General features: G+C 29.2%; 11 protein-coding genes and 1 tRNA gene. 5 read left to right on the top strand and 7 right to left on the bottom strand.

Annotated elements, in window-relative coordinates:
• Positions 1 to 105 precede the first annotated feature (105 nt).
• Positions 106 to 1431 (bottom strand): DNA repair protein RadA, encoded by a 1326-nt coding sequence (gene radA, locus FZC34_RS00710; RefSeq protein ID WP_148971556.1) that lies wholly within the window; start codon positions 1429 to 1431, stop codon positions 106 to 108.
• 261 nt (positions 1432 to 1692) lie between these two features.
• Entirely contained in the window at positions 1693 to 2130 is a 438-nt protein-coding gene (locus tag FZC34_RS00705) for an OmpA family protein (protein WP_148971555.1), read from the bottom strand.
• A 361-nt stretch (positions 2131 to 2491) separates the two neighbouring features.
• Between FZC34_RS00705 and nusA the strand changes: the two genes are divergently transcribed.
• Positions 2492 to 4132, top strand: coding sequence for a transcription termination factor NusA (gene nusA, locus FZC34_RS00700; protein ID WP_148971554.1), 1641 nt, complete (start codon positions 2492 to 2494; stop codon positions 4130 to 4132).
• A 776-nt stretch (positions 4133 to 4908) separates the two neighbouring features.
• On the opposite strand, the gene rpmG is transcribed toward nusA, so the two are convergent.
• The 3 genes from rpmG to FZC34_RS00685 form a co-directional block, all read right to left on the bottom strand.
• Positions 4909 to 5070, bottom strand: coding sequence for a 50S ribosomal protein L33 (gene rpmG, locus FZC34_RS00695; protein WP_148971553.1), 162 nt, complete (start codon positions 5068 to 5070; stop codon positions 4909 to 4911).
• 13 nt (positions 5071 to 5083) lie between these two features.
• Positions 5084 to 5156, bottom strand: a tRNA-Phe gene (locus FZC34_RS00690).
• A gap of 343 nt (positions 5157 to 5499) precedes the next feature.
• Positions 5500 to 7851 (bottom strand): hypothetical protein, encoded by a 2352-nt coding sequence (locus tag FZC34_RS00685; protein ID WP_148971552.1) that lies wholly within the window; start codon positions 7849 to 7851, stop codon positions 5500 to 5502.
• Between the two features lie 233 nt (positions 7852 to 8084).
• Here FZC34_RS00685 and FZC34_RS00680 point away from each other — a divergent pair, with 233 nt between their 5' ends.
• Both FZC34_RS00680 and FZC34_RS00675 read left to right on the top strand, forming a co-directional pair.
• Positions 8085 to 8303 carry a hypothetical protein gene (locus FZC34_RS00680; protein WP_148971551.1) on the top strand — a complete coding sequence of 73 codons (219 nt, stop codon included), beginning with the start codon at positions 8085 to 8087 and terminating at the stop codon, positions 8301 to 8303.
• Positions 8304 to 8528: 225 nt separating this feature from the next.
• Positions 8529 to 9017 (top strand): hypothetical protein, encoded by a 489-nt coding sequence (locus FZC34_RS00675; RefSeq protein WP_148971550.1) that lies wholly within the window; start codon positions 8529 to 8531, stop codon positions 9015 to 9017.
• Between the two features lie 784 nt (positions 9018 to 9801).
• Here FZC34_RS00675 and rpmA read toward each other — a convergent pair.
• Both rpmA and rplU read right to left on the bottom strand, forming a co-directional pair.
• The gene (gene rpmA / locus FZC34_RS00670; protein ID WP_148971549.1) at positions 9802 to 10065 is read right to left on the bottom strand and encodes a 50S ribosomal protein L27; all 264 of its coding nucleotides are present in this window, start codon (positions 10063 to 10065) and stop codon (positions 9802 to 9804) included.
• A 3-nt stretch (positions 10066 to 10068) separates the two neighbouring features.
• Complete coding sequence (rplU, locus tag FZC34_RS00665) at positions 10069 to 10362, bottom strand: 50S ribosomal protein L21 (RefSeq protein ID WP_148971548.1); 294 nt, start codon at positions 10360 to 10362, stop codon at positions 10069 to 10071.
• Positions 10363 to 10443: 81 nt separating this feature from the next.
• On the opposite strand from rplU, the gene serS reads away from it, so the two are divergent.
• Positions 10444 to 11649, top strand: coding sequence for a serine--tRNA ligase (gene serS, locus FZC34_RS00660; RefSeq protein ID WP_148971547.1), 1206 nt, complete (start codon positions 10444 to 10446; stop codon positions 11647 to 11649).
• Positions 11650 to 12486 (top strand): peptidoglycan DD-metalloendopeptidase family protein, encoded by an 837-nt coding sequence (locus FZC34_RS00655; protein ID WP_148971546.1) that lies wholly within the window; start codon positions 11650 to 11652, stop codon positions 12484 to 12486.
• The last annotated feature ends 355 nt before the right edge of the window (positions 12487 to 12841 follow it).

The following is a 12841-nucleotide window of genomic DNA, read 5'->3' as shown; positions in this document are numbered from 1 at the left end:
TTAAGTAATATTAATAAATTTCTATCATAAATCACTGAAGATAAAAATGGATTTTTGCAAGCAAAACTTACAGATTAGAATGCTATTTTCAATCAAGTTTGTATATTATGTGTTTTCCATTGTTGCTTGTTCGCGCATCCAAGCCTGTACTTGCTTAATATGTGCAAATTTCAATACTTTCATATCATAAGAAAATTCAGATCCCTTTGGAATACAAGCTGAAGTAAAGCCAAGCTTATCTGCCTCTTTCAACCTTTGGTCCACATGAGAAATAGGTCTAATCTCACCTGACAATCCAATTTCTCCAAACGCAATGCAATTATTTGGTACTGCAATCTTATACCAAGATGATAATAAGGAAATAGCTACTGCAAGATCTGATGCTGGTTCAAGCAATCTAATTCCACCAACAACATTTAAGTAAATATCTTTTCCAGATAAAATAATCTTACATTGATTTTCCAAAACTGCAGAAATCATAGCCAATCTCTGTACATCCCAACCAACAACTGCACGTCTAGGATTTTGCAAATATGAATTTGAAATCAATGATTGTATTTCAACTAAGAGAGGCCTATTCCCCTCCACTCCTGGAAAAATGCATGATCCATGAATAATCGATCTATTCTTCAGGAATGATTTAGATGCATTGTCGACAGGTACCAAACCTTTATCACGCATCTCAAATATACCCATAGAATTCGTAGATCCAAACCTGTTTTTGATTGCTCGTAAAATCCTAAAAGAATCTGAACCTTCAAAATACAATACTGTATCAACCATATGCTCAAGCACTTTTGGTCCTGCAATAATACCATCTTTATTAACATGACTAATAATAATCAAAGGAACACCACTATTTTTCGCCCATTGAATCAACTTGTTCCCACATAATCTAACCTGCGCTACACTTCCAGGTGTTGTATCAGAAGATGCATCATACATAGTTTGAATGGAGTCAATCATTACAATTCCAGCTTTCACACTATCCAATGTATACAAAATCTGCTCCAAATTAGTTCCATAAGCGCATTTCAGATTATCTAACTGTAATTTCATCCTATCTGCACGTATTTTTATTTGCTCAATCGATTCTTCTCCAGATACATAGATCACATTTTGATTTTTAAAAGCTTCACTAATTTGTAGTAATAGCGTAGACTTTCCTATTCCTGGATCTCCACCAATTAGAATCACAGATCCAAGTACTATACCACCACCACATACATAATCAAATTCTGAAATTTTAGTCTTGAATCTTTCTACTGGCTGAGCATCTCCTGTTAAAGAGCTTAATTCTAATATATTAACTGCACGATTTTGAGTAGCATTTTCAACTATACTATTCCATGCACCACAAGCATCGCATTTACCTATCCATTTTGCATAAAAAGCCTGACACTCCTTACAAACAAATTTCCCAACCTTCATTATATTATAATACTACATCATAAAAAATATTTTGAAAAACTATAATAGTTTTGATAATTTATCATATGTGTAAATAAAAATGTCATATCTATTTAAGTGAATAATCATATGCAATAAGTGCAAATTATTTACTAGCAATATGCACTCAACATCATAAATATACTTAGCAAAAAATTTAATGAAAAATTAAAAATTAACCATAAAAGATATTATGGAAAATTAAAAATCATCCGATTGAATGACTTAATTATTTTGGTTACTTCAAGAGTATTTTGTAATAATTACAACTCTGTTGTCAGAAGCATGACCTTTTCCAGCAGGAAGTTTGGACTCACCATAGCTTTTTCCTTCAATTCTTGATTCAGAAATTCCATGATTTACCAAATATTCTTTAACAGAATTAGATCTTTTTTGTGAAAGTCTCATGTTGTAATTTACATTTCCAACAGCACTTGCATGAGCTGATAAGCAAATAGATGATTTTGGATTTTTCTTCATCCATACAATCAAAGAATCCAAGTCATGTCTTGCTGCATGATTTAAATCTTTCTTATCATGACCAAAATGTACTGTAAAGCAACCAGATTCTTTTTTCATATGAGCTGCGGCTTTCTTACTACAATATGACTTACCGTGATTATCACAACCAGAAAGTAAAAATGCAGATACTACTAAACCTAAAGTTAAAAATGATTTCATAATATGTCTCCCTTTTTATTTTTGAATATGTAAAATGATAAGATCACTAATACACATCAATCCTAATGTGATATTATACGAATTTTCTTAACAAATCAATAAAATGCAATAAAAAACAATGAATAATTTAATCTTATTACTTATTGCTAAATTACTATGAGCTACTTGCTTATAAATTTGCTGTGAATTTGTTGAATATACTACTATAATAAATATGAATATAAAGCATATTGCATAGGCATATAACAAAGAGAAAATCATCAAAATCAAAGAAATATCTCTCTTATATCATGCAAATATTATACTTTCTAAGAATTGATTTATACCTTACAATGAATAGATAAGAAAGCCAAGGTAAAAGATGTCTAAAAATGATGCATTAATCGATAGTTTGTTTGAATTATCAAGAGAAAAAAATCTAGATATAAGTTTATTATTACAAGTAGTTGAAGATGCTATTAAAGAAGTTATTGGAAAATCCAAAGGAAACATTCCAATAGATGTAAAAATACACCCTGATAGTGGATGCATATCTACTTACGCGATTAAAACTGTATCTGAAAATCCTGAAGATATTTATGAAATTTCATTAGAAGATGCATTAAAACAGAATCCTGATTCACAAATCGGAGATCATGTAAAAGAGCTTTTAGAATCTGGAAACTTAACTTCAATGCCTTTTATGAGGACTGCAGCATCAGCTGTAAGAAAATCAGTTCATATAAGAATTTCTCAACTTGAAAAAGAAAGAGAATTTGCATCATTTGAACACAAAGAAGGTACAATTGTATCTGCAAAAATCAAAAGGTTTGAATTTGGTAATGTAGTTCTAGATTTGAAAATTGGAGAAGGATACTTACCATCCTCAGAATTAATTGCAGAAGAACATTTCAAAATGCATCAAGAAATCAAAGCATACATATATCAAGTAAAAAATAATGAAAAAGGCCCTCAGATCTTTTTGTCTAGAAAGCATCCAGGATTTTTAGAATGCCTTTTTGAAGAGACTATCCCAGAAATCAATGAATCAATTTTCATAAAAGGAATTTCAAGAGAGCCAGGAAGCAAAGCAAAAGTTGCTGTAATCTCAACTGATGAAGATATCGATCCAATTGGATCATGTATCGGTAAAGGTGGGCTTAGAATCAAAACAATCATGCAAGAAATCAACGATGAAAAGATTGATGTTATCCATTGGTCTGAAGATGTTGTGACTTTAGTAATGAACTCTATATACCCAGCAGAAGTTGTGAAAGTTGTTGTTAAGGGGGATGCTGATCTTGAATTAATTGTAAAGGATGATTACATGCACATTGCAATTGGTCGTGATGGTCAAAATGTTAGATTAACAAGAAAACTAGCTAGGTGTAGGTTGAAGATTTCATCTGAGACTGAGCATGCTGAGGAAACAAAACGTATTGCTGAAGAAGCAAGAAAAGAGTTTACAGAATTCGGGCTAGATGAAGAAAATATTGAATTATTCATAGAAAATGGAATTACTTCATTAGAAGTAATCAAAAACTCTACAGTTAGTGATATTGAAGAAATTGAGGGCATTACATTATCTTATGAAGGCATACAAAGCATAATTGATAGAGCATATACTCAGCATATGAAAAAGCATCAAAAAATAGCGAAAGATCTAGGAAGTGAAATTAGCTCTGATATTGATCATAACCTTCTAATTGAAGAGGTTTCAGTACTAGCACAAAATGGAATTTTGACAGACGAAGATTTGGCCAATTTAAGTGCTGATGAGATGATGGATTTCTTTGATGAAAGGTTTAGCAAACGTGATATCAGAAGAATTGAAGATATTATCATGAGTTTTCGAAGAGTCACTTGGGAAGATGAATCATACATAATTAATAGAGATGATGAAGATATAGATGATGAAAATAATGAGCACGTGGATGAAAATGATATTGGCGAAAATGAAGATACAGATGATAGTGATGATATAGAAGACATACAAAACACTCAACCTGTTGAAAATATATAAATTAACAAATTTACATATATAAGAATATAGGATGTGATTCAACACAGAATATGAATTCAAATAATAACAACATTAGAAAAGAATAAATCATAAATAAAACACCATAATAACAAATCAAAATATGGAGAAATATGAAAATTATTTATATATAATCCTGTGTAGTAATTTAGTGCAAAATAAAATACAGTGATGTAAGGTAAAATTAATTATTTATAGAAGATGCAATACAATTAATTGCAAATGCATTTTATATGAAAATATAATAACAACAAATTTTATAATAAATAGCAAACCAAACATACCTATAAATTATAATAAACTAGAAACACAAGCCATTAAGAAAATAACATGTACATTTATCTCATAAAAATCCAATGTCCTTCATTGAAGATATAAGCTTGTATACTGATTGATATAATTCTAATGTAATACACTTCTATAATATTTTGCTATCAAATCAACCATCTATCAGAATAACACCAATTTTAAATTGAAAAATCACTTGCAATACTAATAAAAACTAGCAAACATTACCTATGATTATGCTGAAATCATACTATATAATCAAAACTATTATATTAAATATATTTATATATGCACCTTTTAATTAAACTGTAAATATAATTTATATACAAATATACAAAATTACTTTATTCAAATATTATATAGAATAAAATAATTGGAGAACACATATACTACAACTAGCAACTAAATATACACCATAATGAAAAAAGAGAAAAATTTATATAACTATCATAATAAGATAGAAGCTATGATTATTTTAACTTCTTTTCTTTTACAATAACGTGTTTCCTCAATTTAGGGCTATACTTTTTTAATTCTAGCTTTAGCCCTTTCATTCCACCAGTTTTTTTTCTTACAGCAAAATATCCATCACCTACTAAAGCAATCAAACCTAAATCATTTTTCTTTGCCATCAAAAACTCCCTTTGCCTAGAGCTGGAATCGAACCAGCGACACGTAGATCTTCAATCTACTGCTCTACCGACTGAGCTATCCAGGCCACCAATATATTTTAATATAAAAGACAAAAAAGTCTATAGATTTATCAAAAAAACATTGATTTTATTATATAATTTGACAATACACAGTAATTATTAGTTTTTTACTAATATTTTTATGAATAATTCATGAATGATATAAACAATAATGATATTAATATAACAAGCAAAATTATATAAAGATATAATTCATATTATATATAAACAAGTAATAATTCTCATGCTTCATATAGGAAACAAATCATATTATATAAAAACAAATTGTCATGTAAATTCAATTTATAAATATATCAAATGATTTTATGTAATATATATTGCAGGTATTTTATCATCTGCAAAGATTATTTATGCTTTATAAATTTTAGAAGCTTTCAAAATTTCATGCATAATGTGCAATGTATTTACTTCTCTGAAATTGTATTCACCATCATTTCCAGCAACATTGATTCCAAATTCATTTTTAAGGTATGAATGAAACTTATTATCAATATCTGAAAGCACTAATATACTATTCTTATAAGATTTAGGCAATTTCTTTAAAATGTACTCATAAATAGATCTTACATCATCTTTTACTCTTAACGAATCTTTCACATTTATAGATTTCTTTAACTCTTTGTTATTGATAGTTTCGCCATTCATGAATTTAGTCATATCTGAAATTTCAGCAAAACTTGGTGTCATTTCAGTTACGTGAATCATGCAAGGCAAGAAATCCACACCATCATTTTGTGAGTCATAAGCATTAAGCAATAATTTAAAATTAGGGTTAATAAATGGATTCATAGTTTTTCCATGATTATCTTTCACTATTAACTTATTAAGATGTCTGCTATCTTTTCTCACATGAATCAAAATATATGTGATTGCATTATCTTTTTTCATTGTAAGCATTGAGTGTAAAGAATGGCTCATTGCTTTTAATGCTGAATCAAATGTAGAATCAATGTTTTTTGGAACTTTAACTTGCAATGTGGTAGATCCATCTGCATTGTAGTGAACTAATCCATACCTACCCTTACCTATTTGACTATCTCTAAACAATACACCAGATAATGTATTAGATTTTTCTTGACCTACTACAAATTCTGCAAGTAATTTTTTATCTGCAAATAATTTAGCATTATCTTTTATATATGTGATTGTCTTATCAGAAAGGTTCATTGTATCTTGAAATATATCAGCAGACTCACTAACTGAGGAGTGATTTGTAATTTCTTGCATAATAGATTTTACTTTAGATTCTATTGTCATGCTTTGATTACCCTTATTAAATAAATCTGCAATCTTTTGTCCATTTGCATTCGCTTGAGCTCTTTGCTCTCTAATAATATCATTGATGGACTTTTTATCATTATTTAAGGCTTCTTCACTCAAACTATGCTCTCTTTCAAGCTTCATAGAAACATGATCAAGCATCTTACTTTTTGGAGATCTATCTCCTGCTTCAACAACACTATCATCGTTACCTTGAACTCCTAATTGGTCAATTATTTGCTGCAAACCAGTATCAATCTGTGGGTTTGTTTGTGTATTAGTACGCTCCATATTTTCTGCTTGATCACCCCTTATCAACGAACTTAATGCATTAGGATTTGAAGCTGCTGAAGCCGCTGAAGTTACTGAACCTATTGATAATACAGATTCTTCTCCATTACCTTGTAATAGATTGTGCATATCTTGATCACTATCTGCCATTTGTTGTACAACAGATTGCACTGTAGAGTCTGAGCTTTCCAATCTTTCTCCAGAATCAGAATTAACTAATTGATTTGCATTTCTTGGGCTTATTTCTCCAGATATAACATCAAAAGTATTAGCATTACTGGTTTCTGAACTCAAAATTGATGGAGGGGTGGTATTTTGATCTCCAGTTTCAATTGTAAGACTACTTTGTGCACTCAATTGTTGTACGATTAGCTCTGCTGCGCTTCCTGAAGAATTTGTAGGGCTTATCTCTGGCATTTCTTTTACATCAAGATTTTTATCATTGATCACTACGCTTCTTTTAGGAGATGAAGCATTAGAAGCTACAGAACTAGTTCTACTTCTTAATGTTGGACTAGACGGAGATTTAGGTGTGTTATGACCAGAATTCAGCGATGCTATAGATGCAGATCTAGAGCGTGGCTTGCTACCAGTGCTAATAATTGATAGGTTATCAGCTAAATCAATCTGGTTTTGAGTATCCAATTTTCTTTCAAATCCTTGTTCATCTAAGAATTTTATGATTTGATCTGTAAGATCTATGATTCTATCGGAATCAAGATCTATTCTTTTTTTCAGTACTTGAGAATTTTTATATTTTGTACTTGCTGATGCAGCAGTACCTTCTAGTACTACATATTCAGAATTTTTAGAAAAAGCTGCTTTTTCTATTAACAAATGATTTGTAGAATCTGCGATCCTTTGTTTTGCTTCTGCACCAATTTCAAAATCAAATCCATTATCTAAGTGAATTAAATGATTATTGATAAATGCAAATGGCAAATATACATTTTTTGATTTCTTTAATTTAGCAACAACTTCAATATCACCTTCGAACATTAAAGATGCTCTTTTAATTGCATAATATCTATCAAAATTTTCTTCTAGAACTGGTTTCCAATTATTTTTAAACACTGATTCAAAAGATGATTCAACATTATTAATTGAACACGCCATACATATCAGTAAAACACGTGATTTGTTATTCATATATTACTCCTAATTTCTTTTATCTTAACTACAAACCATTTACAAAAAATAAATATATAGTAAATTATTGGTAAATTTGATGTATTTTAGTTGTTAGCTAGAGGTGTGTAATACTTATTTCATTGTCATTAAGTATACATTTTATTATTGCATTTTTCTTAATATATTGTATAATAAAATATTTAGTTTGAATTCATTAACCTTGTAATGAGAGAATGAATTTGGAGGTAAATATGAAAGAAGAATTCATGCAAAACTTAAAAACTATCTATAAGAAAGCGATCAAAGAAAACTTACTCAGCGTTGCATTAAAAGCTCAAGAAATGATGGCAAAATGCAATGGGTATTTTTGCATAAAAAACAAAAGCATTCAAAATATTACAGAATTAGAAACAGATGATTTACAAAACATGCTTAATGATATAAAAAACAAATTAGAAAACTCAACATAATCAATATATAAAATTAAGAAATAAATATATTATAAAAATATAACTTTTTATTATACTTTAATAAATTCAGCAAGATCATTAATCACCCTTATCTTAAAAAATAGGAATGATCAGTCAAATAACACTAAAAATATACTATTAATTACATCACTAACCTATCTAATTCTCAGAAATAAACCACATACTAATCTATCTAATTTCTAAAATGAACAGCATAATAGTTGTATGAATACAATACATATGCCAGTTTGGGATTTTTTCTTAACCGATCAAATTAAAAAACACTCAGCATCTATTTCAGTACAAACATGGAGCCCTGAATTAACAAATAAAAGCAAATTAAATCCATATGAGCTAATCAGGCAAGCTTTTCCTAATGAAACTGACAACTTTTTTATCAGTTTTATGTTTTATGGGCGTAACTATTTTGCTCCACCAACGAATGAAAAAGATGCATATGAATTATTAAAAACATTAGAAGGTAAGCGTACAAAAATCTACTATGCCATTAAAAAAGCAAATCAGAAGCATAAAATTGCTGAAGAATGGATAATGGTGAAGCGTATGAGTGATGAAGATAGGGAAATATTCGCTCCTAAATTAATGGATTATCAAAATTTTCTTAGATTATCAGGGCAAAGCATCATACTAAAATCAGGCTCTAAACGAAATGCACTAAGCCTATTGTACAACAATGGATTTTTACAAATATAAAACCTATACAGATATATTATGATTTATTACTATACATAATATAATTTTATTAATATATGTTAAATTTTTTTCATAAAACTAGAATATTATAATTCATTTTTATAATTATCACCTACTTTTCTTGATAATTTATATTAAAAATCTTCATAAAACCCTTATTATACAAACACTATGTTTGATAATATAGGATTTGCACATCTATTTATGCAAATCATTACTTACTAACCATATCTTATTATTTTCTATACAATATTATAGATTTTGTATTGCTATATAAATCATAATTACTTTTATAATATTTTCACTATTATTTGACAAACTTATTGTTTTTATATATTTTGCTTTTTAATTATATATCTTCTACTAATCTATTAAGATTGTATACAACCAGAAATCATAGAAACTTTGCAATGGTATCTTAATTGCACAGCTATAAACTCAGAAATTATAATACGAATTACTATAATAAAAATTGTAATTTATAATCAATTATGATTCTACGATCAAAGTAATAGCCAACACATATATATACATATTATAATTCAAAAGAAATAATTTATTAAAGCAATATTCGTATTCTGAATTATCAACTACAAATCACTCATAGCTATTTTACATATGCAAAACCCCAATACATTACAAAATAATCACATTAAATAGTTACAATTCATTCTGCAATAAACTACTCAACATCAATAGACATTTGCTACTAATCCTAGTATTAAATAAGTATTTCAGTTGAGATAAATAAATTATGAATTAGGGGATAAAGATAATATGTAGATTAGTTTTTTTCATCATCAGATTTAACAGAAATGAATTTTCTATTTAATCTATATTCAAAGCTTACGAATCCTGGCTTTAATGCAAAGATTGTATGATCTCTACCCATTCCAACATTTGTTCCAGGATGAAATTTAGTCCCTCTTTGACGAACTATAATGTTTCCAGCCTTCACAACTTCATTACCGTATTTTTTTACGCCTAATCTTCTACCAGCAGAATCTCTACCGTTTCGCGTACTACCACCAGCTTTTTTCTGTGCCATCTGTTACTCCTTTGTTTCTATCTTTGTGACTCGAAGAAGAGTATACCCTTGCCTATGGGTATTAAACTTTCTATGATTATGTCTTCTTATTTTCTTAAAAATAATAACTTTTTTATCACGTCCATGCTTGATTACTTCAGCCTTCACTACGCATGCTTGGTCATTTTTACCAAGACATCCTAAATTATTTAATTCTATTGAACTCCCAATATCAGAATCTAAGGTAGCATGCTTAATAAACGAACCTTCACTGACTATGTATTGATGTCCACCTGATTGTACAACAGCACTTAACATGTCCGAATTATGATATATATATGCAAATGTGTCAATAATAAGATTTTTGATTTAATACACTTTTTGATCTAATATATCTATATGTTAGATTTGAATTGGATTAGAAAAAACCCAGACAAATTAGATAAGAATTTGTTTGACAGAGGAATGATCACAAAATCAAAAGAAATATTAAATATAGATAAGAAATGGAGGAATCTAATTGGCGAATTAAATAGTGTACGCCAACAGTCTAAGGTAGCTGCAAAAAATCGTGATATTGAAGAAGGAAAAAGACTAAAAGCAAAAGCTCAAGAATTAGAAAAATTGGAACAACTTGCTAATAAAGAACTTTACAATATCTTATCAGAGCTTCCTAATATTATTTCTTCTGATACTCCATTAGGGAAAAGTGATCACGAGAATGTCGAGATAAAAAAATGGGGGGTGCCTAAGCAAAAAAAATTAACACATGATTTAGTAATGAATGAAATGGATTTATGGCATAATTCTGCAGATCTTTCTGGGGCAAGATTCGCAATGATGTCTGGAATTTTATCTAAATTAGAACGCTCAATTGCCAATTGGATGCTAGATTTCAATACTCAAAATGGGTTCAAAGAAATATCTGTCCCATTTATTGCAAAAGAATCAGCTCTTTATAACTCAGGTCAATTGCCCAAATTCAAAGAAGATTTATTCATGTTACAAGATAAGGCATTAATTCCTACAGGAGAAGTTCCTTTGATTAACATTGCAAGTAACCAAATATTAAAGCTAGATACACTTCCCATTCGCATGACCACCTTAAGCCACTGCTTCAGAAAAGAAGCTGGATCTGCGGGTAAAGATACAAAAGGGCTAATAAGACTTCATCAGTTTCAAAAGGTTGAGCTTGTTTCAATTACTGACAAAGATGCATCAGATACTGAGCATATGAACATGCTGAGACATGCTGAAAGTATTCTTCAAATATTAAATCTACCATACAGGATAGTTGAGATTTGCTCTGGAGATATAGGATTCACAGCTCATAAGCAATTTGATATAGAAGTTTGGATGGCTGGAGCAGGAAAATATGTTGAAATAGCAAGCTGTTCAAATTGCAGAGATTTTCAAGCCAGAAGAATGAATGCTAGATATGTTAAAGATGGAGAGAAGCATTTTGTGCACACACTAAATTGCTCTGCATTAGCAATTGGTAGAACTTTGGCATCTATATTAGAAAATTACTATGATGATGAGAATAATATTTTACATATTCCAAATGTTCTGCAATCATATGTTGGTATGGAGGAATATAAATAAATGAAATTTTTATATTTAATTGCATTACTTCTTCTAGGGTGTGAAGAAGAAAAAGTAAAATTTATTACTGTTCAAGAGCATGAAACTTTAGATATAATTGCTGCAAATTATAATGTTAATACAAAGCACTTAATCAAGAAGAATCAATTAAAACACCCCTACTCTTTAAAACCAGGACAAAAATTAATGTTTTCTGAATTCGAAGTGAATTCTAAAATTTTACACCAATCTGATCAAGAGCAAAATGGTGCAGAACAGAATAATATACTTAATTTAAATAAAATAAATAGTATAGATAATGTTGGGATTGATGAAGATCTCAAAAATGAGCTTGATGATGAGATTAAGAAAAATGAACAAAGCATTAAGTCTGAAGAGATTATGCGTAGGCAAAATAGTAAAAACAATGCAGAAAGCAAAGCAAAGCAAAAGGCTATAAAACAATTAAAACAATCAGAGCAGCCAAAATCTGTAGAAGTAAAAATTTTATTCCCTGTTATGAATGGGTCAATCGATACATCATTACCATTCTCTCAAAAACATGGCAAAAGGCGAGATGGGGTATTTATATTAAGTCATGGGAAAGTACTAGCGCCATATGATGGAACTATTGCTTTTGTAGATAAAGCTAACAACTCAATTTATATAAAACATGATGTTGGAAATCTGAGTTGGCTAATAACATGCAGTAATTTATCTTCTATATTTGTAGAAAAAGGAGATACTGTAAAGCAAGGAGAGCCTATAGGGCAATCTTCTGGAAGCATTTTTATTAGAATATGGAATGGCAGGGAATATATCAACCCAGAAAATATAAATTACAAAAAAACAGTATAGATATAAGCTCTGTATGAACAATATATCTAATGACAAAACATTTAATTGAATAATAATATAATAACAAATAATTAAGGCACAGCATAAATCACTGAATCAATATAAACTATTAAACACTCAAACAATTGTTTATTTGCGTATATAGATTTTTTGTTTAATATAACTATATTCAAAATAATGATCTCTCACATATAAGGCAAATATACATCTCCCCCTAACCTAAGATACGCATGTCACTTTAATGGTATACAAACAATAAAGATGTTGTAGCACTCAATATCACCAATCTATGAACATGCCTCATATAGAGGATAAGATTATTTGCTATATTGCTCAACATAATCTTATATAATAT

This window comes from Candidatus Cytomitobacter primus (assembly GCF_008189405.1).
Classification (GTDB): domain Bacteria; phylum Pseudomonadota; class Alphaproteobacteria; order CAJXXZ01; family 1604HC; genus Cytomitobacter; species Cytomitobacter primus.
The sequence above is the reverse complement of the archived record's forward strand: the minus strand, read 5'-3'. Positions and strand labels throughout refer to the sequence as shown.